Here is a 24,365-nt window from a genome sequence, read left to right as displayed (position 1 = left end):
GATTATGAAGTATCGGCGTGATGACAGAGCATGACAACCATAGTCACTCAGGGAGTCTGGCCATGAACGCCAACAAATCCATCACTGAACGAATTTTCCAGGCCATCGGTTTCGAGCTGCTGGCGATATTGATCTGTACCCCGCTGCTAGCCTGGGTCATGGACAAACCCATGCTGGAAATGGGCGCGGTGACCATGGCCATTGCAGCCCTGGCCCTGGCTTGGAACGTGGTCTTCAACGGCCTGTTCGACCGGTTGCTCAAGCGCTTTGCCATTGTGCGTAACGCTTGGGTCCGCGTGGTGCATGCGCTGTTGTTCGAAGGCGGTCTGGTTGCGTTCGGCGTGCCGCTGATTGCCTGGTGGCTGAAGGTCAGCCTGTGGCAGGCGTTTCTGGTGGACATTGGCGTGCTGCTGTTTTTCCTGCCGTACACCTACGTTTATCACTGGGCGTATGACGTGATGCGTGAGCGGCTGTTGGTGCGCAGGGCTTGCGAGGTTTAAAGCAAAGATCGCAGCCTTCGGCAGCTCCTACAGGATCGGGTACACCCGTAATAATGGTTGTACCCGATCGGCGTAGGAGCTGCCGAAGGCTGCGATCGTTTGATCTTTGTTTACAGAAACATCCCCCCCGAAGCCTCAATGCGCTGCCCGTTGATCCACTGGCCACCCGGTGCCAGCAGCAGCGCAATCGCGGCACCGATATCATCCGGCTTACCCACGCGCCCCAACGCTGTATTGCCAGCGATGAAGCTGTTCACGTCATTGTTATCGCGCACCGTCCCACCGCCGAAATCGGTTTCGATGGCACCCGGCGCCAACGTGTTCACGGCAATATTGCGTGCGCCGAGTTCCTTGGCCTGGTAACGCGTCAGCACTTCCATCGCGCCCTTCATCGCCGCGTAGGCGCCGTAACCCGGCAAGCTGAAGCGGGTCAGGCCGCTGGAAATATTGACGATGCGCCCACCGTCAACCATCAACGGCAGCAGGCTTTGAGTGAGGAAAAACGGTCCCTTCAAATGGATGCTCATCAACAAGTCGAATTGCGCCACCGTGGTGTCGATGAAGTTCGCGTGCACGCCGATACCGGCGTTGTTGATCAAAAAGTCGAAATGCGGGCGATCGAAGTGTTTGCGCAACATCTCCTCCACCTGGGTGCTGAAGTCGGCGAAGCCTTCGCTCTGGCCGACGTCGAGTTGCAGCATAACGGCACGACCACCGAGTTTTTCAATCTCCACGACCAGTGCCTGCGCGTCCCCGGCCTGGCTGTTGTAGGTGCCGATGATGTCGATGCCTTGGGCTGCCAGGTGCAGGGCGGCGCTTTTGCCAAGGCCGCGGCTGGCGCCGGTGATCAGTGCGATTTTACGGTTCATGGGATGTCCTCAAGAGCAGTGAGTGATGATGTGGAGGAAGTGTATTTATCCGCCATAGGGTGATAAACAGGTTGGAATCGGAATCACTGGTCGGTTAATCCGAACAATAGAAGGTCGGCCCATGAACAAACTGGAACTGCTGCGCACCTTTGTCCGTGTCAGCGAAATGTCGAGTTTTACCCTCGCAGGTGAAAGTCTGGGGTTGCCCAGGTCTACGGTGTCCGAGCACGTTCAGGCCTTGGAAATGCTGCTGGGCACGCGTCTGCTGCAACGCACCACGCGCAAGGTTCAAGTGACGCAGGACGGTCTGGTGTTGTACGAGCGCAGTAAGGATTTGCTGTCGCACATGGATGAAATCGAAGGGTTGTTTCGTCAGGACGAGGCTTCACTCGCTGGGCGGATACGCATCGACATGCCGAACATTCTGGCCCGTCGCGTGGTGATGCCGCGCTTGCCGGAGTTCATGGCGCAGCACCCTCATCTGGAACTCGAAATCAGCAGCACCGACCGCCGGGTCGATTTGCTCAGCGAAGGGTTTGACTGTGTGGTGCGAATCGGCGCGCAGCCGGATCAATCGGTGGTCGCGCGTCACTTGTGCGACTTCGCCATGGTCAACTGCGCTAGCCCCGCGTATTTGCAGCGTTATGGCGTGCCTGAACGACTTGAAGATCTGGCGCGGCATCGGTTGGTCCATTACGTCGGCGTATTGGGCGCGCGGTCAGAAGGTTTTCTGTACGAGGAGGAGGGCAAGCTGCATCGAGTGCCGATGGTGGGCAGCATCACGGTGAACAGCACTGACGGTTATGAGTCGGCGTGTCTGGGAGGTTTCGGTTTGATCCAGGCGCCGATGATGGGCATGCAGCCGTACCTGCTTAGCGGCGAGTTGGTCGCGGTATTACCGCAGTGCAATGCACCGTCCATGGAAGTTTCGCTGCTCTATGCCCGGCAACGGCATTTACCGTTACGGGTCAGAGCGTTCATGGAGTGGCTGGGGCAAATCATCCTGTCCAACGCATGACCTGTGGGAGCGGGCAAGCTCGCTTCCACAGGGTAGTGCGGTGCTTCAGAACAGCTTGGTGAACAACCAATACAAACTGCCCGACAACACAATCGCCGCCGGCAAGGTCAGCACCCAGGCCATCAGCAGGTTGCGGATGGTCTTCATCTGCAAGCCGCCACCGTTGGCGACCATGGTTCCGGCCACGCCTGAAGACAACACGTGGGTGGTCGACACCGGCAGGCCGAACATGTCGGCAGCGCCGATGGTCAGCATCGCCACGGTTTCCGCCGAGGCGCCCTGGGCGTAAGTCAGGTGCGTCTTGCCGATTTTCTCGCCGACCGTCACCACAATGCGTTTCCAGCCAACCATGGTGCCCAACCCCAGGGCGATGGCCACGGCGATCTTCACCCACAGCGGAATAAACCGTGTGGCGTTGTCAATCTGTTGCTTGAACAGTTGCAGCTTGCCAGTGGTGTCGGCGTCGAAGTTGCCAACCTTGTTCTTGTCCATCAGGCGAATGGTTTCGCTGGTCAGGTACATGTCATTACGCACGTTGCCCATCGCTTCGGCCGGGACTTTCGACAATGAGCCGTAACCCTTCACTTCGTTACCGATGTGGCCCGCCAGCGCGGCGAGTGCGGGGATCAGTTGCGGCGTGGCTTCCTTGCTGCGCATGTAATCGGTCAGCACCGGGCGTGGATCGGCGGGCGCCGGCACCGGCGAGTTTTTCATCAGGGCTTGCTGGGTAACTTCCGCCACCGCAGCGAACTGCAAGGCCTGATCCGCCGGCATGGTGCGGTTCAGCGCATACGCCATCGGCAGGGTACCGACCAGGATCAGCATGATCAGCCCCATGCCTTTCTGGCCGTCGTTGGAACCGTGAGCGAAGGACACACCGGTGCAGGTCAGAATCAACATGCCACGAATCCACCACGGTGGCGGGGTATCGCCCTTCGGCGCTTTGTACAACGCGCGATTTTTGACGAAGGCGCGCAACGCCAGCAACAGCAACGCGGCAAACGCGAAACCGATCAGCGGCGACAGCAACAGTGCGTAACCGACTTTGGTTGCCTGGGCCCAATCCACGCCACTGGTGCCGTCACGGCCGTGCATCAGTGCATTGGCCACGCCGACCCCGATGATCGAGCCGATCAGGGTGTGCGACGAAGATGCCGGCAAACCCAACCACCAGGTGCCGAGGTTCCACAGGATCGCAGCGATCAACAGGGCGAAGATCATCGCGAAACCGGCGGAGGAACCGACTTGCAGAATCAACTCCACCGGTAACAGAGCGATGATGCCGAACGCCACCGCGCCGCTCGACAGCAACACCCCCAGAAAGTTGAAGAACCCGGACCAGGCCACGGCGAAATTCGGCGGCAGGGAGTTGGTGTAAATCACCGTCGCCACGGCGTTGGCGGTGTCGTGAAAACCGTTGACGAACTCAAAGCCCAAGGCAATCAACAGCGCGACGCCCAACAGCAGAAACGGCGTCCAGGTGGTGACCACCGTGCCGAGTTCGCTCATGTCGTGCATCAGACTGTAGGCGGTGAACAACAGCCCGCTGCTCAGCACCGCAAAGAACAGCATAATGGTGAGCAGGCCAGGTTTTTTATCGAGTTGCGGCTTGGCACTGCTGGCGGGAACCTGGGCAGCGGCGGTGAAGGAAGGCGTAGCCATGCCAGACAATCCTGAGCAGAGAAGGAGTGTCTCCCATGATCGTTGCTAAATATTACAAAGAGACTGCGCTGGGTCAGTGTTTGGGTTTTTTGTGGGGCCGCGATCCGACGATCTGCTCGTTCCCACGCTCCGCGTGGTAATGCCGCCCCGGACGCTCTGCGTCCAGCGTTGGTGCTGGTGGTAGTAATCAATAATCCTGGCGCTTGCGAAACGCCCAGCGTCCGGCAATCAGGGTGAACGTCGCGACCAGCGCCACCAAAATCCAGAACCCCTCCGGATCGCCAGAAAGCGGCACGCCGCCGACGTTCATGCCGAAGAAACCGGCGATGATGTTGATCGGCAGCGCCAGCACCGTAACCACGGTCAGAGTGAACAGCGTGCGGTTACTCTGTTCGTTGAGGTTGGCGGCGATCTCTTCCTGCAACAGCTTGATCCGTTCACCGAGGGCCGTGAGGTCGTTGATGATCAGCGCAAACTCCTCGGTGGATTTGCGCAGCTCCTTGACGTCCTCTTTCTGCAACCATTGCGGCGGGCGATTGAGCAGGCGCAGCAACGAGCCCGGCTCCAGCGCCAGCAACCGTTGCAGGCGCACCAGCACCCGGCGGTTGGCACCCAGCTCAGCCCGGTTGGTCGACAGGCGCGACGACAGCAACTCATCTTCGATCTGATCGACACTGAGGCTGGTCTTGCGCACGATCTGCGTCAGCACTTCACCCTGATCGCGCAGCAAATGCACCAGCAACTCCAGCGGCGAGCGAAAGCATTCACCGGCCTTCACCGAAGAGCGCAGCTTGTCCACCGAGTGCAGCGGTTGCAGGCGGGCGCTGATGATCAGCCGGCTGCGGGCACAGACCCACAGCGTCGAGACATCCGAGGAGACCATGCTGCTGAGGTTGAACACCACGTCGTTGACCACCGCCAGCAACGCCGAATCGACATGCTCGATGCGCGTCGAGCGAGAGCCTTCGTGCAGCGCTTCGAAAAACTCTTCAGGCAATGCCAGATGGCTTTTCATCCAGCGCTCGCACGCGGCGTGGGCCAGGTTCAGGTGCAGCCAGATGAATTCATCACTATCGTCCGGTTGTTGCAGGCAGTGCAGCGCCTTGGCCGAATCGATTTCCCGACCGCGCTCGCCGGGGCGAAAACTGAAGCCGTAAAGCAGGCCGAACAGGTCGGAATCGCGATGGCGCTGGTCGATGCTGTGGTTCATGAGGTCTCGCTGTGAGGGGGACTCCTGTTGCAGGTTTCCCAGGTTCACTTGAGCCTCATCATCGCAAGCTATTCTGAAGGTTTTGTGACAGTTGAATGGCACCAAAAAACCGCCCCTGCCAATGGTCGGAAGAAACTCAAGAAAGGCTCTGGCCCGCCGATGAGGCTGGTGTCGATCTTCCGAAACCAGCGTCGCTGACAGGGATGTCCGGACACCTCGCACGTCCATAAGTCGTGCTTCAACCTCGTCATGAGATACCACTCGATGTTTTTGCAAAAGTCCCTGCGAGCACAAATTCTCGCCCTGTTGAGCGGCAGCCTGTTGGCGATGTTGCTGATCGCATTGGCCTCCTTTCACTTTTTGTCCAATGGCGTTCAGAGCTACGCGAACCTGATCGAAGGTCCGTTGCACACCTCGCAATTGATCGATGAAGCCAACCTGCAATTCAAGGTGCAGGTTCAGGAGTGGAAAAACGTTCTGCTGCGCGGCAAGGAACCTGCGGACTTGGATAAATACTGGAAGCAGTTCGAGGACGGTCAGCGCAACGTGCAGGGCATCCTGGGCGAGCTGGCCGGGCAGAAGAGCATCGAGCCGCAACTCAAGACTCGCATCGAACGTCTGCGTGAAGAGCATCGCGTATTAGGTGCGGCCTATCAGAAGGGTCGTGATGCCTACGTCGCTGCCGGTGCCGACCCCGCGGCCGGCGACAACGCGGTCAAGGGCGTGGACCGTGCGGCCAGCGAACAGATGAATGAATTGGTCAGCGATCTGCGCAAGCAGGGCATGGAGCAATCGAAGCTGATCAGCGCCAGCGCTGATGAAACGGTGCTGCTGGGGATCATCGTGATGTTGGTGTCGGGTCTGCTGATTGGCCTGTTGAGCCTGTGGCTGGTCAACCGCAATCTGGTGGAGCCGATCCGCAAACTGATCGACTATGTGGCACAACTCAGCCAGGGGCGCTTCGCCGAACGCGTGGCCAGCACCCGTCAGGACGAGTTGGGCAACCTGGCCAAAGCCGCCAACACCTTGCGCGATTTCCTTGCCGAAACCTTTAATCGTTTGCAGCGCAGTGCGACGGATCTGAACACCGCCAGCAGCGAGCTGAATTCGATTGCCGGCCTCATGGCCAGCGGCACCAACGAGCAGTTCAGCCGTACCGATCAGGTGGCCACGGCGATGAACGAAATGTCCGCCACTGCGCAAGAAGTCGCGCGTCACGCAGCCGATGCGGCACGTGCGGCCGATGATGCCGACCAGTCCGCCCAGCAGGGCGAAAAAGTCATGCAGGGCACTATTCACACCATCACCCAAATGCGCGGCGAAATTGCCAACACCGCGACGGTCATCCGTCGTCTGGAAGCCGACAGCGGACGCATCGGTAAAGTGCTGGAAGTGATTCGCGGCATCGCTGAACAGACCAATCTGCTGGCGCTCAACGCTGCAATCGAAGCGGCCCGCGCCGGTGAAGCCGGGCGTGGTTTTGCGGTGGTCGCCGATGAAGTACGCAGTTTGGCCCAGCGCACGGCGGCGTCGATCATCGAGATCAACCAGATCATTCAAACCGTGCAAACCGGCGCAGTGGACGCGGCTCAGGCTATCGAAAGCGGCCAGTCGCGCAGTGAAGAAAGTGTCGAACAAGTGACTCAGGCTGGCGCCATGCTCGAGCGCATCACCCATGCCGTGGAAGCCATTCGCGACATGAACCGCCAGATCGCCACCGCCGCCGAAGAGCAGACCTCAGTGGCCGAAGACATCTCGCGCAACCTCACCGAAATCACCAGCATCGCCAGTACCAACCTGGACAACGTGCAGCGCACCGAAGCGGCCAGCCACAATCTGCATGGCTTGTCGGGGCAGTTGAATGAAGTGACGGCGCGGTTGAGCGCCTAGTGAAATGGGCTGTGTATCGGTTCGGATACCGAATCGGTACACAGTCACTCTCAAGTTCGTGCCGCGCCCGTCGATGACGGATTTACCCAAACGCCACATTGGATAAATCCCATGGTCAGCATCAGCTCCGTTTCGATCAACCAGACCCTGTCGACCTCTTCAAGCAACGTCGCGATCAACGACAGCACCGAAGAGACCTCAGTCGCAACGACAACTGAAGCGTCCAGCGACACCACCAAGGTTGCCGCTGGCGGTGCACCCGCGTCGAGCGACAGCAGTTCCAGCAGCAGCGAATCCGATACGGTGAAACAACTGCGCAAGCAGCTCGCCGAGCTGCAAAAGCAATTGCAGGAACAACAGCAGCAACTGCAAGCGGCCCAGGCCAGGCAAGACAGCGCCGAAGCCAAAGCTGCGAACGTTGCGGCGGCTCAGTCGCAGGTTGCGGCCACTTCGGCTTCGTTGCAGACGGTGACGGCGGCGTTGTTGCAGGCATTGCAGGATGAGGGTGGCAGTACGTCGGGTTCGGTGGTCAGCACCACCGCTTAAGTCCGTGAGGGCAAGCTGAAGGTAAACGTCGTGCCCTGTTGCTCGGTCGATACCACCTCCAGTTTCCCGCCATGGGACTGCGCAATCTGACTGGCAATGTACAACCCCAACCCGAGGCCGGCCTGCGGTGTTGCGCCGGCTGGTTTCGAGTAGGGCTGGAACAGATGCGGCAGCGCATCTTCGGCAATCAACCCCTGGTTTTTCACGCCCAACACAAAGTGTCCTTCCTTGACCTGCGCACTGACTTCGATCGGGCCGTTGGGATCACCGTGGACAACGGCATTCGCCAACAGATTGGAGAGCAATTGCGCGACCCGTTCGCGATCGCAATGAACATTGCTCAGGTCGCCAATCGACGACTGAATGATGCGTTTAGGATGAATGCTCTGGATCTCGGAAATCACATGCCGCAAAGCATCCGCCAAGTCCGGGCACGGCTCGATGTTCACCGGGATGCCTCGGCCCAGTGAACCCCGCGCGAAGTCCAGCACATCCTCCACCAGTTTGGTCGCCCGTCGAGCGCTGGTGAGGATGTGCCGGGCCCGTTGTTCATTCGCCGGGTCGGAGACTTTGCGCAGGAGCATTTCGGCGCCGGCGCTGATGGCGAACAAGGGGTTGCGCAGGTCATGGCCGAGCACGGCGATGAACTGTTCGCGCAGTTCGGCGGTTTGGCGTTCCTTGATCAGCGCCGTTTCGGTTCGTTGCAGGTTTTTTTCGGCTTCGATCTGCAGCGCGAGCATCCGGGCGAACGACTCCATGGTGCTCTGGATCGTGCTGGACTTGAGCGGCGCCGGATTGGGATCAAGAGCACAAAGGGTGCCGAAAAAGCGCCCGTCAGTGCGCAATATCGGGACGGCAATGTAGCTTTCGAATTGATAGGTGTGGGGCGTTTGATGATCGCGATAGAGTGGATCTTCACTGGCCTTGTCGATCACCACCGAGTGGTGGCCCTGGCGGATTTCGTTGCACAGGGTGGAGACCAGATCCAGTTCATCGCCCACCTGCAAACCCAAATTCAGTCGATCGAGCACCGCGCAGGCAGTCCAGGAATCTTCGGTAACACGGGCCACCGCCGCGAACCGCAAACCGGTCAACTCACTGATCACCTGAAGAATCGCCGGCACCGCACTGATCCGGCTGATTGTGGCGATGTCTGCTGCCGCTGTTTGCCCCATATCCGTGGTTCTCTGCTTCAACATGCCAAATGGTTTTGAGGGATTCTAGCGGGCTTGCGCGAATTGTCGCGACTGCGTTCGTCACTTCAGCGAACGGCCTGACGATGAGCGCAAAAAAGCCGCACGACCCGAAAGTCGTGCGGCTTTTTGTGCAGTTGAATCACGTGTCTTGTTTGTTGCTCAGAACCTTGCCGGTGGCGGCATCGAAATCCACGTCCCACTCGACACCTTCAGCGGTGCGCAGTTCGACTTCATATTCGTAGCCGTTGAAGTGATTATCCAGGTCGGTGTCGGTAATCGTGGCACCCGGGTGCAACTTCAGGGCGGCCTGGTTCAGTTCTTCCAGGGGTTTGATCTTGCCACTCTTGACCAACTCAGGGATCTGGTCGACGCGAACGTCAGCCTGGGCCAGGCCAGCGGTGAGGGTCAGGGCAGCAGCGGTGAACAGGGCAGTTAAGGTTTTCATGAAGTTCTTTCCTTGGATGAGCTGTTTAAGTGGGATCAGGTTAAACAGCGCAACTTAATTCACCCTTAATTGCCCGCGATGAAGGCGACTCGGTGCAGTGCCTGTCGCCGATTAGTAACCGTTGTTTTGCAACAACTGCGCAACACTCGCCGCCGCCGGACGCTTATAGAACTTCAGCAGTTCACTGGCGCGGTTGGTGAAGATGCCATCGACACCGGCATCCGCCACTTTCTGATAATCCACCGCATCGTCGATGGTGTAGACATGCACCAGCAGGCCCTGATCGTGGGTGAACTGGTTCATCCAGGGTTTCACCAGGTCCGAATAGCTCTGATCGCCACCCTTGGTCAACGCAGCCGAAGGGCCGGTGCCGATAGCGCCCTGAGCCTTGGCGTACTCGACCCATTGCTGGAATTCGGCTTTGTCTTTTGGTTCCTGTTTGGCGTAGTAAGTCGCTTTATCCTTGTCGCCGGACTCGGCGAACGTCACTTTGGATTTCGGCTCGATGCTGCCTTCGCCCACCCACAGCAACAGGATTTTCGGCACTTGCGGCATTTCCTTCTCAAGCAATTCGAGGCTGCTCTTCTCGAAGGTTTGCAGCACCACCTTGCCTTTGCCCTGGCCGACCGCCAGATTACTTTTCGCCAGTTTCGAACCGGCCGGACTCAGCCAGCCGCGGTCCTGCAATTTATCCTTGAGGTCACGCTCGATGCCGGGAAACTGCTTCGGCTCTTTGGTCTCGATGTACAGGCCAGGCTTGTGCAGCGGATTGCCCTGGGCAATGTCGATGATTTCGTCCAGGGTCAGGATCTTCAGACCCGCGTAGCCCGGACGCGCGCGATCCGGGTAAGCGCTGTTGAACCAGCTGCCGGCATCCAGGGTTTTGAGTTCGGCGATGGTGAACTCGTTGGCCAGGCTGTCCTTGCGCTCAGGGAATTTGGTGGCGACGTCGGTGGTACGTTGCAGGTTGTTGTCATGCAGGGCGAACAACACGCCATCCTTGCTGCGCTGCAGGTCCATTTCCAGATAGTCGGCACCCAGATCGCGAGCCAGTTTGTAGGCTGCGGCGGTGGATTCCGGAGCGTCGAAAGACGCGCCGCGGTGGGCAATTACCGCCGGGTGCGGAATGCCCAGACGGGTCGCCAGTGCGGTGGGGCTTGGCTCGCTGGCGGCCTGTGCCTGGCCGAGTCCGAGCATCAGGCTCAGCAGCAGGGCGCTTTTGGTGAAGGTGGCAGGCATGGTCGAAGTCCTTTTGCGATAGATTTCAAAGACGTCTCTTTTAACAACTGAACGCCGCTTGCGCTATCGCAAGACCGACATAAACGTGTTTAAAGCTGATTTTTTCAGCGCTTTTGTGCGGTTCTTTGCAGTACTCTTGGTCCGGCAATTTCCCCAGCAGAGGGAAACCGTTCGCTTGCCCTGCGTGTAAACCATCGATCACCGGTCCTTTGCGACCTTTTGTGAGGTTTACCGTGCGCATCACTTCTCAGCTCATTTGCCAGGCCGCCGACCAACTCAAAGGCTTCGTCGGCCTCAATCGCAAGACCGGCCAGTACATCGTTCGTTTCAGCGAAGACTCGTTCGGCATGGACGTGGCCGACGACGGCATCATCCCCACCAGTGAATTCGTCTGGGCATCCGGCCCCGAGCAGACCATGACGCTCAAGCGTGAACTGATCCAGTTGTTGCTGGACCAGAACATTGACGACCGGATCAACATCACCGAACCGTTGCGGGTGTATATGAATCGTCGGGAAGTGCCGCAGATTACGGCGGTGCGGAGTTTGGTGCGGGGTTGATGTTTTTGTGATGAATGTTCTGGCCTCATCGCGAGCAGGCTCGCTCCCACATTGGTTTTGTGTACGACACCTAATCAATGTGGGAGCGAGCCTGCTCGCGATGGCGGCCTGAAGAGCACCACAAATACTTACTGCTCAAACCCATATGCCCGCTCAACCCTGCACACCCGCGTATGACACGCCGAATACCAGGTCGATCGCCCGCGCTCACGAATCGCGCTGTGCTCGGGATGGTGTTTCCAGGCCAGGATCGCTGCTTCGCTGGCCCAGTAGGACACCGTAATCCCGAGCCCGTCCGCACCCCGGGCCGATTCCACGCCAAGGAAGCCGGGTTGCTCACGGGCCAGCTCCACCATGCGTTCGGCGGCCTGTTCGTAACCGTGATCGCCGTCGGTGCGCAGCGAGGTGAAAATCACTGCGTAGTAAGGCGTTGCAGGTGTCTGGGCGATCATGACTTTTGCCTCGCACAGGCCTCGATCAACGCGCGAACCAACGGCGGCAGATGGCCCTTGAGCGCGGCGCGTTCCGGTTGGAACAACGTGGCGACGAAGAACGGATGATCTTTTAACTCCACCGCCCGCAGATCCCCCATCGAATCGTGGCCAACCGCGTGCAACTGTTGTTTCAGTAGCGCCCGTTCAAACTCAGGATTCACACCATAACGGCAGTGATATCCCTCGCGAATTTCAGCGTTTTCGTACGCCTTGGCGATCAACGAGCCTTCAACCAAACGAATACTGTCGACGGCTTCCACCAGCGAACAGGCTAGCGGCGTGAGTAACGCCCGCGTTGCGTCGGGTGAGGTCTCGCCGTGTTCGGCATCTTTCCAGCCCAGAACGTTGCGGGCGAATTCGAGTACCGCGTGCTGAAAACCGCCGCAAGTGCCGAGGAAAGGTCGCAGCTGCTCGCGGGCAAAACGGATCGCCCGTAATGCGCCGTCCATGTCGCGATAAGGGCTGGCGGGCACGCACCAGAAACCATCGAAGTCATCCAGTGGCGTATCGGCGTTGATGGTGTCGGTGGCCAACCATTGAAACTGTATGTCCTTGCCTGAGTGTTCGGCGGCCATGCCGAGGGCGACGGGAATGGCTTGGTGGGCGGTGACCTGTGGGTCGTGATCGCCGATCAGGGCGATGCGGATGGCGTTGGTTTCCATGAGTGATCTCGACGCTTGTTGATTCCTGGCACCCACTATAGATTGGCGTTCACGCAATCAATATTGGCGTTATCCCAAGTGATCAATGCACCGACGCACTATCGACTGGACTACCCAGACCTGTCCCTGATCCTCGCCCTGGTGCGCGGCGGCTCTCTGGCCCGGGCGTCGGCGTTGTTGAAAGTCGATGTCTCGACGGTGTTTCGCGCCGTCCGCCGACTGGAAGCCGCGTTGGGCCAGCAATTGTTCGAAAAGAGCCGTACCGGTTACCTGCCGACCACGTTGGCGCAGAGCCTGGCCGAGCAGGCTGAGCGCGCCGAACAAGCGCTGGAGGCGGCGCGCATTGGCGTGGAGCAGGGCGGTGAAGTCATCAGCGGCACCGTGCGCCTGACCTGCACCGATTCGGTCCTGCAAAGTTTGCTATTGCCGGCGCTGGTGCGGTTCATGCCGTCCTATCCGGCGCTGACCATTGAACTCTGCACCTCCAACGATTTCGCCAACCTCAGCCGTCGCGATGCCGACATCGCCTTGCGGCTGACCCGCACACCGCCCGAGCATTTGGTTGGCAGGCGATTGGCGGATATTTCCTACCGGGTCTGTGCCAGCGCGGCCTATCTGCAATCGGTTGATTCCCACGACCTGGCTGCATTGACCTGGATCGCTCCGGACGACTTCCTGCCCGATCACCCCACCGTCGCCTGGCGTCGTCAACAATTGCCTGGCGTGACACCGAGCTATCGTTGCAACAGCATGTTGTCGGTGACCGAGTTGGTACGGGCCGGGCTCGGCGTCGCGGCGTTGCCGGACTTCCTCATCGGTGACGGACTGCAACCGTTGACCGAGCCCTTGCACGGTTACGACACCGCACTGTGGTTGCTCACTCGCCCAGACTGCCGCGCATTGCGCTCAGTGGTGACGTTGTTCGATGAGTTGGGACGGGCGCTGAAGTTGCCTTGAGTCAGATCACGCCTTCGGCGGCTCTTTGCCTACGAAGTGTTGATGCATTTGCGACGTCAGGCTTTCGATGCGCTCGGTCAGGGTCTTGGTTATTTCGGTGAGTCGAGTGTTTTGCTCCAGCAGCTCCATCAGTTGCGCGGTGTTCCGCGCAGCTTGGGCCTGACGTTCGCTGTTGGCCACGGCCAAGGCTTCACGATGTCGCGCATCGGCGTCTGATTGGGCTTTGTCTCGCGCCGCTTGACGCGTTTGGGCCAGCAAAATCAGCGGTGCGGCATAGGCTGCTTGCAGGCTGAACGCCAGGTTGAGCAGGATGAACGGGTACACATCGAAATCGGTTACGCCGGACAGGTTCAGGCAAATCCAGACCACTACAATCAGGGTCTGGGCGCCGAGAAAAGTCGGCGTGCCGAAGAATCGCGCAAAGGCCTCGGCGCGCAGGGCAAAACGGTCGGTACCGAAAGTAGGTGCCAGATGAGCGTGAGGGCGATGGAAGCGCAGGTGATCGACGGGGCCGGTGAGTTCGGTTTCGGTTTCGCGGGTCGGGGTGCTCATGGTGCTCTCTGCATGGCGCTGGGACTGAGGCACACTATAGCTCCAGCGCCAGTTTCATTCTGAAACACATTTCGGTGTTTCTACTCAGAGCGACCGGTCAGCGATAACGCGGCGGACATTGTCATTTTTTGCAGCTCGATTCAAAGCTCATAACAGGCCAGGAACATGTCCAGCGCCGACTCCACAACGGTGTGCTGCATCTCGGGCGACAAGCCTGGCTGGCCCATGGAGATCTGTGGCCAGAACGCAAACGACTTGAGCAATCCCTGGACCTGTTGCGCGGCGAAGTCGGGTGCGACCGGTTTCAACAGGCCATCGGCCTGGGCCGCTCGAATCCACACGGTCAGGCCTTCCTCGCGTTCACTCATTCGGGCGACCATGTTTTGCGCACGCTCGGGAGAATGGATAGTGGCGGCTATCGCCACCCGCGCCAGGTCGAGAAAATTGTCATCGGCCAGCATCTGCAGTTTCGCCTGCAACATCAGGCGCAACTGATCACGCAGGGGCAAGTCAGCGCGGTAGGCCGCTTCCTGTTCAGCCGTTACCCGCGCCCACAATTGATTGAGGATTTCGGCGAACAACTCTTCCTTGCTCGGGAAGTGGTTGTACACGGTGCGCTTCGACACGCCAGCGGTGGCGGCGATCTTGTCCATGCTGGTGATGTCGAAACCGTTGGCACGGAATTCGGCAATCGCCGCCTGGATGATGGCTTCGCGTTTACGGTCGGTGAGGCGCGGTAGGGCTGTCATAAATACGCTTAGGCAGAAAAAAGTGGAGAACTACACTTGGTAGTTTACTTGTGATCGGCTTTGATGCAACCTTGAAACTACACTGTGCAGTGTAATGTTTTGTTAATCCTGCCAGCGCAAAAAAGAATCTCCGGCTGATGCGTGCGTGCCTTGGCCATTTATCGTCCCACGTGGAAAATCGTCAAGCGTGCGGTTTTTCTGGAGTCATTCAGTCATGGCCACTTCAACTTCTCCAGCGGATAACGCCTCAACGCCTGAAGCGTCTCGACAGGCTCAAGGGCAGTACCGAAACCATGTGCCGGTGCAGCGCGAAGGCTTTCGCAAAACCGTGCGCATCATTTGGAACTTCATCTTCCACAAACCACGCGACACACGACCGTCTGCCCCGGTCCCGGTGCAAACCCTGACCCAGGCTGCGTTGATCGCCGCGCCCAACCACAGCGTCTATCGCCTCGGCCATTCCACGGTTCTGCTGAAACTGCGAGACAAATTCTGGATTACCGACCCAGTCTTCGCCGAGCGCGCCTCACCGGTGCAATGGGCCGGCCCCAAGCGTTTCCACCAACCGCCGATCAGCCTCGAAGATTTGCCGCCAATTGAAGCGGTGATCCTGTCCCACGATCACTACGACCACCTCGATTATCAGGCCGTCCTCAAGCTGGCGGACAAGACCCGATATTTCCTCACACCGCTGGGGGTGGGCGACACCCTGATCAAATGGGGTATCGATGCCAGCAAAGTGCGCCAACTGGATTGGTGGCAGGGCACCGAGGTCGATGGCGTTCAATTTGTCGCCACACCGTCGCAGCACTTTTCAGGTCGTGGGCTGTTCGACGGCAACAGCACCCTTTGGGCGTCGTGGGTGATGATCGACGGCGACACGCGGATCTTCTTCAGTGGTGACGGCGGCTACTTCGACGGCTTCAAACGCATCGGCGAACAGTACGGCCCATTCGACCTCACGCTCATGGAAACCGGCGCTTACAACGTCGAGTGGCCGCACGTTCATATGCAGCCCGAGCAAACCCTGCAAGCGCACATTGACCTTAAAGGGCGCTGGTTACTGCCGATCCACAACGGCACCTTTGACCTGTCAATGCACGCCTGGTACGAACCCTTCGACCGCATTTTAGCGTTGGCCTGGGAGCGGAACGTGTCGATCACCACGCCGCAGATGGGTGAGGCGTTCAATGTGATGTATCCGCAGCAGGGTCGCGCATGGTGGCTAGGGTTGGAAGATGCAAGCGATCAGGTGGCGCCTCAGAACGCTTGATGTTGTGCTGCCGGGCCGCTTGCCGTGGGAGCGGCCCGTACTGACACCTCACTCAACCATCGCATAATCCGCCCGCCCCACCGGATCCGGCGTCGACCCTCGCACATTCATCCCTCTGCCCGGCGCAAACCCCGGGAAGAACACCAGACCTTGCGACTCAAACCGATACGCCAACGCTAGCCGGGTGACATCCAGCACATCGCGTTCAGCCTCGAAACGTTGAATCGCGTCAACGGAAACCCCGGATTCTCCGGATAACTCTTCAACACTCCAGCCCAGCATCGCTCGGGCCTGGGCGCAGTGGGCGGGGGTGAACTGGAAGAGGGCGATACGTTCCAGGGTGATTTTCATCGCAAGAGTGGCCATGGTGTTCTCCGGGCTCGAGAGTGCTGATTCAAAATATACTGTGTTTTTGTACAGTTGTTTTCAGCCCGGATCAACCTCATTTTTTTGATTGATTCTATTTTTCGCTCAGGCAGGCGCGTGGGAGCGACTACGCTATTTCTATGCGGGCTCCTGAACGCTCAATGAGCTTTCAACTCCCGTCAGCAGCAATGATTGAACGTCAGCTTTCTGATTTTCAATACAAGGAAAGTGGCGTTTATGACGCAGTGCGTCACAGCGTTATGCAGGGAAGGGAATCATGAAAAGACTACGTCTGCTATGTGCCCTGATTGGTTTTACAAGTCTGCCCGTCGTGGCTGATATGGCATCGTTAAGTAAAGAGGCCTTTGTCAGCAACCTGATAAATCAGATGACCCTGGAGGAAAAAATCGGCCAACTGCGGCTGATCGCCATTGATGAAAAGATGACGCCCGAAAAGATACGTGAAGAAATCGCCGCCGGGCGAATCGGTGGTACGTACGGCTCTGTGAGCCGCTACGTCAACCGACCCATGCAAGACGCGGCTCAACAAAGCCGCCTGAAAATACCGATGTTTTTCGGCTGGGACGTCATACACGGCCATCGAACCATTTTTCCCATTGGCCTGGCGTTGGCGTCTAGCTGGGATATTGGCGCTATCGAGTTGAGCGGTCGAACAGCGGCGAAAGAAGCCAGTGCCGACGGTATCGATTTGACCTTCGCCCCGATGATCGATATCGCCCGGGATCCTCGCTGGGGGCGCACCTCCGAAGGCTTCGGCGAAGACACCTATCTGGTTTCGCGCATTGCCAAAGCAATGGTTCAGGCTTACCAGGGCGCAAGCCCGAATGCACCCGACAGCATCATGGCCAGCGCCAAACACTTTGCCTTGTATGGGGCTGTCGAGGGTGGACGCGACTACAACAGCGTCGACATGGGCCTGGCCAGAATGTACCAGGACTACCTGCCACCTTATCGCTCGGCGATTGAGGGTGGCGCGGGGGCGATGATGGTGGCGCTTAACTCGATAAATGGCGTGCCAGCCGCTTCCAATGCATGGTTGATGCAAGACCTGCTTCGCAAGGCATGGGGCTTCAAGGGACTGGTCATCAGCGACCATAACGGGATAAACGATCTGGTTCAGCATGGTGTTGCGAAGAATCCCCGCGATGCGGCCAGGCTCGCGATCAAGGCCGGCGTTGATATGAGCATGAACGATTTCTCCTATGGGCCGGAGCTATCGGGGCTGCTTGAGTCAGGCGCTATTTCCCAGAGCAATATTGATAACGCGGTGCGTGAAGTGCTGGGGGCCAAGTACGACATGGGGCTGTTCGAAGACCCTTACCGGCGCATCGGCATTGCCAGTGAAGACCCCGCTGATAACAATGCTGAAAACCGTCTGCACAGAGCGCAGGCCCGTGAGGTGGCACGCAAGACATTGGTGCTGCTGAAGAATGAAAATTCGCTCTTGCCGCTAAAAAAAGAGGGCGTGATCGCGCTCATAGGCCCGCTGGCAAAAAGTACCGTCGACATCATGGGCAGTTGGTCCGCAAGCGGCGTGCCCGCGCAATCGGTGACGATCTACGACGGGCTGAAAAACGCGATGAACCAAGGCTCGCTGATCTATGCCCGAGGCGCCAATCTCGAGGAGGATCAGGAGGTTGTTAAATACCTGGAATATCAGGGCGTGTCCGAACTCGCGAACGACCCTCGTCCGGCAGCAGAAATGATTGACGAAGCGGTCAAGGCTGCACAACAAGCCGATGTTGTGATTGCCGTGGTGGGTGAGCCCCGCAGTATGTCTCATGAAGCAGCCAGTCGAACCAGCCTCGATCTGCCTGGACGCCAGAGTGAATTGATCACCGCCCTGAAAGCCACCGGCAAGCCGCTGGTTCTGGTATTGATGAACGGCCGGCCGCTGTCCATCGGCAAGGAGCAGAAACAGGCCGATGCGATTCTGGAAACCTGGTACAGCGGCTCCGAGGGAGGCAATGCCGTTGCCGATGTGTTGTTCGGTGACTACAACCCGTCCGGCAAGTTGCCCATTACCTTTCCACGCTCCGTGGGGCAGATCCCCAATTACTACAGCCACTTGAACACCGGTCGCCCCTACATCGTGGGTGCGCTTCGCAACTACACGTCGCAATATTTCGATCAATCCTATGGTCCGCTTTATCCCTTCGGCTATGGGCTGAGCTATACCGATTTCAGCCTGACCGACATGGCCCTGTCTTCGACCACACTGAGCAAGACCGACAACCTCGTCGCCAGCGTCATGGTGAAGAACATCGGCCAGCGCGACGGCGAAACGGTGGTTCAGCTGTATATCCGCGATGTCGTTGGCTCCGTCAGCCGTCCGGTCAAAGAACTGAAGAACTTTCAAAAAATCATGCTCAAGGCGGGGGAGGAGAAAGCAGTGCACTTCAGCATTGATGAGAATGACCTGAAGTTCTTCAACACCCAATTGGAATACGCCGCCGAGCCGGGCGAATTCCGGGTACAAATCGGTCTGGATTCCCAGGATGTGAAGGAGCAGAGTTTTGAGTTGCTGCCAGAACAAGCAGTGGCTAAAACCGATCAGTAAACAAGCGCAGAACCTGTGGGAGCGTGGCTTGCCCGCGAAGAATGCACCGCGGTTTTTCAGGTATTACGCGTCATCGTTCTTCGCGGGCAAGCCACGTTCCCACAGGTTCTGCGCTTGCCGCGTGATTGGTTCTAGTGGTCGCGAACTCGCTATTTCGCCCCCACCAACCAAACGGACGGTGCCTGCCCCAACGCACGACGAAACATCGTCGAGAACGCCGCCGGGCTGTTATAGCCAAAATCCAGCGCAATCCGCGTCCGACGTGCCCACCACCAACTGCGCCAAGGCCTGCACCCCGGCGGCGTAGCGCTGCAACTGCCCTGAGGCGAATTTACTTGTCCGCCAACCCCGGCGCTTCACGAATAATGAAGTGATCCAGGTTCTCGATATTGGCACTGAACACCCCGAACGTCTGTTCGGGGTTTTTCTTGCTCGGCACCTGCTTCAACGCAGGCTGAACCCCATAAAAGAAACAATACAACTGCGCCTCACTGTCGACGGCGTGCTTGATCTCTTCCAGAAACGCTTTGCGCTTGCGGTAGTTGTCGATCAGCTTCTTGCTCAGATAAACGTTGACCGAATAAGGCTTCTTCTTCGCCTCGTCCGGTTGCTTGAACCAGACCTTTTGTTCGAAATCGATGCGAAAGCTCTGCGTGTAATCCTTGATCTCCTTGATCTTGCCCCAGTAAATCAGCCCCTTGTTGTCCTGCAGGTACTCGATCTTCTTGAAGAACGACCCATAAGGCGCCGTGTGCTCGCCAATCTTCAGCGGCATGCGCTTGAGCAGCTCCTTGTCCTCGAAGTTCGACACAAAACACTCCACCGGATGGGCGAAGACACTGGTCTTGTCCGGCGCCGACTCCCGACTCGGATGCTCGACGTCACTGGCCACTGAAGTTGGTTTTGGGTCATCCCGCATGACATCCGCCGCCACGGCAGGGTTCAACGGCTTACGCACATACTCACGCCGAGTCAGCAACAACTCCGACGGGAAATGCTCCTCCCGACTGTCATCCGATTCCGCACCATCCGCCTCCAGGCCCGACGCCGGCGTCTTCAGACTGACATAAGGACAACCCTCGATATGCCGCGTGCTAGGAATGTTTTTGAAGTGCGGCGTGCGCACGTAATTCACGTTCTTGGCGTTGAACGTCCCCAACACGTTGGGCGTATCAAACGCTGAACGACAGGTATCGTTGGGGCACTGGAAGTGTTCCTTGGCGGAATCGAACTCCATCGTCTCGTCGAAATTCAAATCGCGAACGTCATAGATCGACAGCTTTTCGTCGAGGCTGCGGCAGTAGGCGAGGTCGAATTTCATGGTGGGCTCGGGTCCTTGAGTGGGGAAGGGTATTAATAGCGGGAGGGGCGTGATAGTGCACCTCTTAATTCGTCAATATCTTCAATCTTTGGGCGTGCGCGTGGCACGTTTAGCCTCGCTCACGATGAGGTGAAGTTACGATTTTGCTGTCTACGGCATCTGTAAAAGATGTTTCTGCGGATTTTGATTGCGCTGCTAGAGCGAAACTCTTCCTTTGCTGATCGAAATGTGGGGATTTTTCGCGAAGTCTGTAGGAGTTTTCTTGTTATTTGGTAGGCTTCATCTTCTGTTATGAGGATGAATGGATGCCAGCTGTCATTGCCGAAAATGATGTATCGAAGTGGTCCGATAAAACCGGAGCCCGGTATCACTTCCCGAAGCAGTACAGACCGGTGCTCTCCGAAGGAATGGAGGTGCTTTACTACAAAGGGAAAATGAAAAGTAAGGCTTTTTCGGATCAGCGCCTGAGTGCGAGCCCACACTATTTTGGTGTTGCTCGAGTAGGGAAGATATATGCGGACAAGGACAGCACAAAGGGTGATCTATTTGCTGATATTGAGGATTTCAAGCCTTTTGAGTTTGCAGTCCCGAACAAAATTGATGGGGAATACCTTGAGCCAATTCCTCAAAGGCTAAAAAACAATTATTGGCGCAGAAGTGCTCGGGAAATTGATCAAGCCGTATTTGACAAAATTTGCTCTCACGCGGTGCTGAAGGCGCAACAGGATGACGGTTCTAGCCCAATCGATGGCACGCAGGAGTTTGAGACTAGAGTTACCGGCACTGAAGGGAAAAAAATCACCTATTACGGCGTCCGATATGAGCGCAATCAAAAGCTTAGGCTGCAAGCAATCGAAATTCATGGACTTCGATGTAACGCCTGTGAATTTGATTTTGAGAAGGCTTACGGCGAGCACGCGAAAGGGTTTATCCACGTACACCACGTGAAGCCCATTTCTGAGTATGAAGAAGACCAGGTGGTCGATCCAGCGACCGACATGATTACACTTTGCGCAAATTGCCACGCGGTTGTTCATAAGAAGCCCAACCAACTGCTGAGCGTTGAACAACTGAAAGGCATTCTCAGTGGGCGTTGGGTTTTCGACGACTTAACCTAAGGTAGTCGTGTGGTGTAAGAGGAGGTTTGCAGAGAAATTTGAGGTGATTCACTTGTCGGACGACTGAAGACTCCTGCTCCTGATCACTCCAACTTGGGATATCGATACAACTACCCGAGGGTTGAAAACCCTCGGGCAATACTTATTGGTCATCAAAGCTGTCTACGAATTGCTAAGAATAGCTACGGATTTCGTAGGCATTCCTAAAAACACGGCGCCTAGCCCACCGAATGCTTCTACGACTGAAACACCTGAGCGACCCTCCGCCACCATGGTTTCGATACATTCACCCGACTTTGCGTCTGATCGTTTAACAGGTAAGGCATGTCCCGTAACCGAATCCAACCTTCATTCTGCCAATGCAGCAGACTCAACGACATTTCCGGCCAATCCAACAAGCTCAACATCGGCCGATCCGAATTTTCAGATTGCTCCGCATCGCGCAAGGCCGGCACCACCTGATGGGTCAACCACTCACGCAGCAAGCGATTCCCCGGAACGTAGTGATACACCAACAGCGCATAGACACCGGATTCGCTGAGCATCAGCTGTTTTTCTGGTTGCCGAAAATATTCAATCCACAAAACGCGACGCTGATCTTTGTCTAATTTGCTGACCATACGATCACTCAAATGGAGACCCATCAATCGGCCGATATCGCGGGCGCAGAACCATGGTTGGTTTTCTAGGAGGAGGGCGTGGAGGGAGAGGTTGTGGCGGGTAAAGACTATGGGGTTGTGTGAGTCAGACATGATCAGCCTCCCGAGTAGGAAGCATAATTTGAGCAGTAAAGCTGTAGGTGATTTCCTTCAATAAGAAGGGAAAAAGCTTAGGCATATCCATTACCTCTACTTGATAGCTTTCTTAGGGCTAAGGCGCCGGGAGTTAAGAAACCCCAAGTAGAAGGCCGGACATATTCCCCTTTCGGGTCTTGTATTCGCCCACTCCCGACATTAGCAGAGATTTTTTACACCCACGAGAAATCCGTAGGCACAAAAAAGCCGCATCTTTCGGGAGCGGTCAGGCCGCTACTTGAGGCGTTTCTTAGGCGCCGGAAAGATGAGGGTATGGTGTTAGCTCTATTCAGTCAAGATTGAATATTTAACTTCCATGGAGGCAGCTCAAGAACCAGTACATGTCTGAAATGGCTGTCAGAATATTTCCCCAAATGTTGAATGCATTGTGATCTTTTGAGGTAAGGCTAAATATTTATCTGTATTAGCACTCCATCTGAGACTACTGAAACCTGACATGAGTCTATGCCCGACCCAGCGGGTATCAATAATTTGCTCTTCGTGAGGGTGCGATACCAAAAGTAGCCGCCCCATGAAATCAATCCACTCTGAGTTATTTATTATTTTGAGACTATAAGCGTGGCAGGACCGGCCTGAATTATAAAAAACAAGCTCATTGAAAATTTTCTTTGGGATAACTTTTTGTAACGAGTTTATTGAGTTTCTGATTAGACTCTCTGGTGCTTTAAAGTCAATCATGGGTATGTGGTATTTCATTTTGTTATGCCGAAGTATGGAGTGAAAAGCTAACTCTTTATTGGGTGCTAACTCATCAATTTTTTGTTCTATTAGAGCTTGAGTAAATTCGGCAGCTTTGATTTTTATTATTTGTCTCGTGTCTAGAATTGATTGGGGCTCGTATTCGTAGATGCTAAGTTCAAAGAAAAAGTCATCGGCTAGCCGGCCGGCTAGCTCCTTGATGATTTCTGACGGATGTTTTGAATCTAATTTCATGTAGTCCGGATGCCAGCGAGCTTTTGATACATCTCTAACGCAAAATCGTCTGTCATGCCTGAGATGTAGTCAACAAGAAAGTGAGTTCGATATATCCATTCGTACCCCGGATTCGTTGCCGAGTCGGCGCGGTATGATTTTTTACATTGCTCAGGAAGTAAATTTAACAGGCGAGCTTCTATTTGAAGTCCGTTTTCTTTTACTTTTTTTACATCTTTATTTAGTACGTGTTCGAAGTTGGCAAAGCTCATTTCTAATAGTGGTGAAAGCTTGTCTAGGAGACCAGTAATGATGCTGTTTCCTGATAGCTCAATTATTTCTGCTTCTGGTGACGTGTAAACATGTCGAGCTACGAAGTCTCGAACTGCTTTAAGCACTTTATACTCATAAGAGTCTTCATTGATTAACGAATCAAAAAAATCACCGGACAGTATTGCTTCTTGATTTAAAAGGAAAGTAGATTTTGCTAACTCTGTCGATCTGTTGATCAAGTGAGTTCGAATTGATATGAATTTGCTTACGTGAGCACTGTTTTTCTCTGCCGTATCAATTAAGTTATTCCAAAAGCTTAACGTGTCCCCGCTAAGCTTGCTTGAAATTGCTTTGATTAACTCTTCGTAAGTTATGATTTCTTTTTCAATACCGTCCTCAATATCGCTGAGGCAATACGCGATGTCATCCGCTGCCTCCATGATAAACGTCAGAGGGCTTCTTGTGTTGAATGGTATTTCAAGCTTTGTCCATACTTCCTTCAGTGATTCTTCTTCTGTTAAGAAGAATCCAGGCTTCTTGTGGAAGTCGTTTGTTTCTTTGTTTCTCGAGTGTTCTGGATGTGTGTATTTTAGATAAGCAGCAATGGTTGAACATGTTAGGTTTAAGCCAAATTGATCCTCGCCCTGAAGCTTGGTCATTATTCGTAAACCTTGAGCGTTGCCGTCAAAGTTTTCAAAGTCAATATAGTAGTCGTGATTTAGTTTTCGTTGTGAGTGAAAAGTAGATCCTTCTATTTTTGCTTTGTTCTTAAACCAGTTAGAAATCGCAGATTCGCCAAAATGGCCGAATGGTGGATTTCCAATGTCGTGCAATAGACAAGCAGATTCTACAATGTTGACAAAAGCTTCTTTGTCAGCAATTTTTGATGCGTCTGCTAATTCTTTCGAGATTTTTTGAGCGATTTGTCGCCCGACTGTCGCTACTTCTAACGTGTGAGTAAGTCTGCTTCTTACTGCTGCATTAGATTCCAAAGGGAAAACTTGTGCTTTTTTCTGTAGTCGGCGAAATGGTGCCGAAAATAGAATGCGAGCTTTGTCGCTCTCTGTTTCAGCTATTATGTTGTGGTCTCTATTGGCGGTGCTTGATCGGAGTCTGCTGCCACTTATGATTTTTGAGTATTCCATCACTTCTCCATT

General features: G+C 55.9%; 25 protein-coding genes and 1 pseudogene. 9 read left to right on the top strand and 17 right to left on the bottom strand.

Going from position 1 to position 24,365, the window contains the following annotated elements; genetic code table 11:
• Positions 1-62: 62 nt before the first annotated feature.
• Entirely contained in the window at positions 63-500 is a 438-nt protein-coding gene (locus tag AB4O41_RS09865) for a multidrug/biocide efflux PACE transporter (protein ID WP_460147547.1), read from the top strand.
• A 110-nt stretch (positions 501-610) separates the two neighbouring features.
• Here AB4O41_RS09865 and AB4O41_RS09860 read toward each other — a convergent pair whose 3' ends face one another.
• Positions 611-1,369 (bottom strand): SDR family NAD(P)-dependent oxidoreductase, encoded by a 759-nt coding sequence (locus tag AB4O41_RS09860; protein ID WP_460147546.1) that lies wholly within the window; start codon positions 1,367-1,369, stop codon positions 611-613.
• A gap of 121 nt (positions 1,370-1,490) precedes the next feature.
• On the opposite strand from AB4O41_RS09860, the gene AB4O41_RS09855 reads away from it, so the two are divergent.
• Positions 1,491-2,387, top strand: a complete 897-nt coding sequence (locus AB4O41_RS09855; RefSeq protein ID WP_460147544.1) for a LysR family transcriptional regulator — start codon at positions 1,491-1,493, stop codon at positions 2,385-2,387.
• A gap of 45 nt (positions 2,388-2,432) precedes the next feature.
• Here AB4O41_RS09855 and AB4O41_RS09850 read toward each other — a convergent pair whose 3' ends face one another.
• Positions 2,433-4,049: an inorganic phosphate transporter gene (locus AB4O41_RS09850; RefSeq protein ID WP_460147542.1), complete on the bottom strand. Its 1,617-nt coding sequence runs from the start codon at positions 4,047-4,049 to the stop codon at positions 2,433-2,435.
• Between the two features lie 187 nt (positions 4,050-4,236).
• On the bottom strand, positions 4,237-5,259 hold the full coding sequence (locus tag AB4O41_RS09845; RefSeq protein WP_460147540.1) for a transporter: 1,023 nt from the start codon (positions 5,257-5,259) through the stop codon (positions 4,237-4,239).
• Positions 5,260-5,523: 264 nt separating this feature from the next.
• On the opposite strand from AB4O41_RS09845, the gene AB4O41_RS09840 reads away from it, so the two are divergent.
• Both AB4O41_RS09840 and AB4O41_RS09835 read left to right on the top strand, forming a co-directional pair.
• Positions 5,524-7,149, top strand: a complete 1,626-nt coding sequence (locus AB4O41_RS09840; protein WP_460147538.1) for a methyl-accepting chemotaxis protein — start codon at positions 5,524-5,526, stop codon at positions 7,147-7,149.
• Positions 7,150-7,260: 111 nt separating this feature from the next.
• Entirely contained in the window at positions 7,261-7,695 is a 435-nt protein-coding gene (locus AB4O41_RS09835; RefSeq protein ID WP_460147536.1) for a hypothetical protein, read from the top strand.
• Here AB4O41_RS09835 and AB4O41_RS09830 read toward each other — a convergent pair.
• The 4 genes from AB4O41_RS09830 to AB4O41_RS09815 all read right to left on the bottom strand — a co-directional run bounded on the left by AB4O41_RS09830 (position 7,692) and on the right by AB4O41_RS09815 (position 10,816).
• Positions 7,692-8,870 (bottom strand): GAF domain-containing sensor histidine kinase, encoded by a 1,179-nt coding sequence (locus AB4O41_RS09830; protein WP_460148322.1) that lies wholly within the window; start codon positions 8,868-8,870, stop codon positions 7,692-7,694. The two genes, AB4O41_RS09835 and AB4O41_RS09830, sit on opposite strands and share 4 nt — an antisense overlap.
• A gap of 160 nt (positions 8,871-9,030) precedes the next feature.
• Positions 9,031-9,336 (bottom strand): PepSY domain-containing protein, encoded by a 306-nt coding sequence (locus AB4O41_RS09825; RefSeq protein WP_460147534.1) that lies wholly within the window; start codon positions 9,334-9,336, stop codon positions 9,031-9,033.
• Positions 9,337-9,447: 111 nt separating this feature from the next.
• Complete coding sequence (locus AB4O41_RS09820) at positions 9,448-10,575, bottom strand: glycerophosphodiester phosphodiesterase (protein WP_460147532.1); 1,128 nt, start codon at positions 10,573-10,575, stop codon at positions 9,448-9,450.
• A 40-nt stretch (positions 10,576-10,615) separates the two neighbouring features.
• A complete protein-coding gene (locus tag AB4O41_RS09815; protein WP_460147530.1) occupies positions 10,616-10,816 on the bottom strand; it encodes a hypothetical protein in 201 nt (66 codons plus the stop codon).
• Between AB4O41_RS09815 and AB4O41_RS09810 the strand changes: the two genes are divergently transcribed.
• A complete protein-coding gene (locus AB4O41_RS09810; RefSeq protein ID WP_460147528.1) occupies positions 10,809-11,135 on the top strand; it encodes a DUF2025 family protein in 327 nt (108 codons plus the stop codon). The genes AB4O41_RS09815 and AB4O41_RS09810 overlap by 8 nt on opposite strands.
• A gap of 128 nt (positions 11,136-11,263) precedes the next feature.
• Here AB4O41_RS09810 and AB4O41_RS09805 read toward each other — a convergent pair whose 3' ends face one another.
• A complete protein-coding gene (locus AB4O41_RS09805) occupies positions 11,264-11,587 on the bottom strand; it encodes an antibiotic biosynthesis monooxygenase family protein (protein ID WP_460147526.1) in 324 nt (107 codons plus the stop codon).
• Positions 11,584-12,291 carry a CTP synthase C-terminal region-related (seleno)protein gene (locus AB4O41_RS09800; RefSeq protein WP_460147524.1) on the bottom strand — a complete coding sequence of 236 codons (708 nt, stop codon included), beginning with the start codon at positions 12,289-12,291 and terminating at the stop codon, positions 11,584-11,586. The genes AB4O41_RS09805 and AB4O41_RS09800 overlap by 4 nt, the downstream gene beginning before the upstream one ends.
• Before the next feature lie 15 nt (positions 12,292-12,306).
• Between AB4O41_RS09800 and AB4O41_RS09795 the strand changes: the two genes are divergently transcribed.
• Positions 12,307-13,248, top strand: coding sequence for a LysR family transcriptional regulator (locus tag AB4O41_RS09795; RefSeq protein ID WP_460147522.1), 942 nt, complete (start codon positions 12,307-12,309; stop codon positions 13,246-13,248).
• Positions 13,249-13,254: 6 nt separating this feature from the next.
• Here the strand turns inward: AB4O41_RS09795 and AB4O41_RS09790 are convergent, their stop codons facing one another.
• Together AB4O41_RS09790 and AB4O41_RS09785 are read right to left on the bottom strand one after the other, a co-directional pair.
• Positions 13,255-13,800: a DUF1003 domain-containing protein gene (locus tag AB4O41_RS09790; RefSeq protein ID WP_367374585.1), complete on the bottom strand. Its 546-nt coding sequence runs from the start codon at positions 13,798-13,800 to the stop codon at positions 13,255-13,257.
• Between the two features lie 140 nt (positions 13,801-13,940).
• Positions 13,941-14,549: a TetR/AcrR family transcriptional regulator gene (locus tag AB4O41_RS09785; protein WP_460147520.1), complete on the bottom strand. Its 609-nt coding sequence runs from the start codon at positions 14,547-14,549 to the stop codon at positions 13,941-13,943.
• A 214-nt stretch (positions 14,550-14,763) separates the two neighbouring features.
• Between AB4O41_RS09785 and AB4O41_RS09780 the strand changes: the two genes are divergently transcribed.
• A complete protein-coding gene (locus AB4O41_RS09780) occupies positions 14,764-15,822 on the top strand; it encodes an MBL fold metallo-hydrolase (RefSeq protein WP_460147518.1) in 1,059 nt (352 codons plus the stop codon).
• A 48-nt stretch (positions 15,823-15,870) separates the two neighbouring features.
• On the opposite strand, the gene AB4O41_RS09775 is transcribed toward AB4O41_RS09780, so the two are convergent.
• Positions 15,871-16,188 carry a helix-turn-helix domain-containing protein gene (locus tag AB4O41_RS09775; protein WP_305505149.1) on the bottom strand — a complete coding sequence of 106 codons (318 nt, stop codon included), beginning with the start codon at positions 16,186-16,188 and terminating at the stop codon, positions 15,871-15,873.
• A gap of 340 nt (positions 16,189-16,528) precedes the next feature.
• On the opposite strand from AB4O41_RS09775, the gene bglX reads away from it, so the two are divergent.
• A complete protein-coding gene (gene bglX / locus AB4O41_RS09770) occupies positions 16,529-18,769 on the top strand; it encodes a beta-glucosidase BglX (RefSeq protein WP_460148321.1) in 2,241 nt (746 codons plus the stop codon).
• A gap of 149 nt (positions 18,770-18,918) precedes the next feature.
• On the opposite strand, the pseudogene AB4O41_RS09765 reads toward bglX, so the two are convergent.
• Together AB4O41_RS09765 and AB4O41_RS09760 are read right to left on the bottom strand one after the other, a co-directional pair.
• Positions 18,919-19,066, bottom strand: a pseudogene (locus AB4O41_RS09765) (helix-turn-helix domain-containing protein); the annotation flags it as partial.
• Between the two features lie 34 nt (positions 19,067-19,100).
• On the bottom strand, positions 19,101-20,090 hold the full coding sequence (locus tag AB4O41_RS09760) for a hypothetical protein (RefSeq protein WP_460147516.1): 990 nt from the start codon (positions 20,088-20,090) through the stop codon (positions 19,101-19,103).
• Between the two features lie 305 nt (positions 20,091-20,395).
• On the opposite strand from AB4O41_RS09760, the gene AB4O41_RS09755 reads away from it, so the two are divergent.
• Positions 20,396-21,208: an HNH endonuclease gene (locus tag AB4O41_RS09755; protein ID WP_460147514.1), complete on the top strand. Its 813-nt coding sequence runs from the start codon at positions 20,396-20,398 to the stop codon at positions 21,206-21,208.
• A gap of 236 nt (positions 21,209-21,444) precedes the next feature.
• On the opposite strand, the gene AB4O41_RS09750 is transcribed toward AB4O41_RS09755, so the two are convergent.
• The 3 genes from AB4O41_RS09750 to dgt all read right to left on the bottom strand — a co-directional run bounded on the left by AB4O41_RS09750 (position 21,445) and on the right by dgt (position 24,353).
• Complete coding sequence (locus AB4O41_RS09750) at positions 21,445-21,960, bottom strand: BRO-N domain-containing protein (protein ID WP_460147512.1); 516 nt, start codon at positions 21,958-21,960, stop codon at positions 21,445-21,447.
• 399 nt (positions 21,961-22,359) lie between these two features.
• Positions 22,360-22,956, bottom strand: coding sequence for a primase 1D-like protein (locus tag AB4O41_RS09745; protein ID WP_460147510.1), 597 nt, complete (start codon positions 22,954-22,956; stop codon positions 22,360-22,362).
• A complete protein-coding gene (dgt, locus tag AB4O41_RS09740) occupies positions 22,953-24,353 on the bottom strand; it encodes a dGTPase (protein WP_460147508.1) in 1,401 nt (466 codons plus the stop codon). The genes AB4O41_RS09745 and dgt overlap by 4 nt, the downstream gene beginning before the upstream one ends.
• Positions 24,354-24,365 lie beyond the last annotated feature (12 nt).

The sequence above is a fragment of the Pseudomonas sp. S2_A02 genome (genome assembly GCF_054668495.1).
This window is presented reverse-complemented; position numbering and strand designations above follow the sequence as displayed.

Bases quoted from the DNA above. Each gene is read 5' to 3' on its own strand.
- AB4O41_RS09865 (WP_460147547.1), top strand. From the start codon at position 63: ATGAACGCCAACAAATCCATCACTGAACGAATTTTCCAGGCCATCGGT.
- AB4O41_RS09860 (WP_460147546.1), bottom strand. From the start codon at position 1,369: ATGAACCGTAAAATCGCACTGATCACCGGCGCCAGCCGCGGCCTTGGC.
- AB4O41_RS09855 (WP_460147544.1), top strand. From the start codon at position 1,491: ATGAACAAACTGGAACTGCTGCGCACCTTTGTCCGTGTCAGCGAAATG.
- AB4O41_RS09850 (WP_460147542.1), bottom strand. From the start codon at position 4,049: ATGGCTACGCCTTCCTTCACCGCCGCTGCCCAGGTTCCCGCCAGCAGT.
- AB4O41_RS09845 (WP_460147540.1), bottom strand. From the start codon at position 5,259: ATGAACCACAGCATCGACCAGCGCCATCGCGATTCCGACCTGTTCGGC.
- AB4O41_RS09840 (WP_460147538.1), top strand. From the start codon at position 5,524: ATGTTTTTGCAAAAGTCCCTGCGAGCACAAATTCTCGCCCTGTTGAGC.
- AB4O41_RS09835 (WP_460147536.1), top strand. From the start codon at position 7,261: ATGGTCAGCATCAGCTCCGTTTCGATCAACCAGACCCTGTCGACCTCT.
- AB4O41_RS09830 (WP_460148322.1), bottom strand. From the start codon at position 8,870: ATGGGGCAAACAGCGGCAGCAGACATCGCCACAATCAGCCGGATCAGT.
- AB4O41_RS09825 (WP_460147534.1), bottom strand. From the start codon at position 9,336: ATGAAAACCTTAACTGCCCTGTTCACCGCTGCTGCCCTGACCCTCACC.
- AB4O41_RS09820 (WP_460147532.1), bottom strand. From the start codon at position 10,575: ATGCCTGCCACCTTCACCAAAAGCGCCCTGCTGCTGAGCCTGATGCTC.
- AB4O41_RS09815 (WP_460147530.1), bottom strand. From the start codon at position 10,816: ATGCGCACGGTAAACCTCACAAAAGGTCGCAAAGGACCGGTGATCGAT.
- AB4O41_RS09805 (WP_460147526.1), bottom strand. From the start codon at position 11,587: ATGATCGCCCAGACACCTGCAACGCCTTACTACGCAGTGATTTTCACC.
- AB4O41_RS09800 (WP_460147524.1), bottom strand. From the start codon at position 12,291: ATGGAAACCAACGCCATCCGCATCGCCCTGATCGGCGATCACGACCCA.
- AB4O41_RS09790 (WP_367374585.1), bottom strand. From the start codon at position 13,800: ATGAGCACCCCGACCCGCGAAACCGAAACCGAACTCACCGGCCCCGTC.
- AB4O41_RS09785 (WP_460147520.1), bottom strand. From the start codon at position 14,549: ATGACAGCCCTACCGCGCCTCACCGACCGTAAACGCGAAGCCATCATC.
- AB4O41_RS09780 (WP_460147518.1), top strand. From the start codon at position 14,764: ATGGCCACTTCAACTTCTCCAGCGGATAACGCCTCAACGCCTGAAGCG.
- AB4O41_RS09775 (WP_305505149.1), bottom strand. From the start codon at position 16,188: ATGGCCACTCTTGCGATGAAAATCACCCTGGAACGTATCGCCCTCTTC.
- bglX (WP_460148321.1), top strand. From the start codon at position 16,529: ATGGCATCGTTAAGTAAAGAGGCCTTTGTCAGCAACCTGATAAATCAG.
- AB4O41_RS09760 (WP_460147516.1), bottom strand. From the start codon at position 20,090: ATGAAATTCGACCTCGCCTACTGCCGCAGCCTCGACGAAAAGCTGTCG.
- AB4O41_RS09755 (WP_460147514.1), top strand. From the start codon at position 20,396: ATGCCAGCTGTCATTGCCGAAAATGATGTATCGAAGTGGTCCGATAAA.
- AB4O41_RS09750 (WP_460147512.1), bottom strand. From the start codon at position 21,960: ATGTCTGACTCACACAACCCCATAGTCTTTACCCGCCACAACCTCTCC.
- AB4O41_RS09745 (WP_460147510.1), bottom strand. From the start codon at position 22,956: ATGAAATTAGATTCAAAACATCCGTCAGAAATCATCAAGGAGCTAGCC.
- dgt (WP_460147508.1), bottom strand. From the start codon at position 24,353: ATGGAATACTCAAAAATCATAAGTGGCAGCAGACTCCGATCAAGCACC.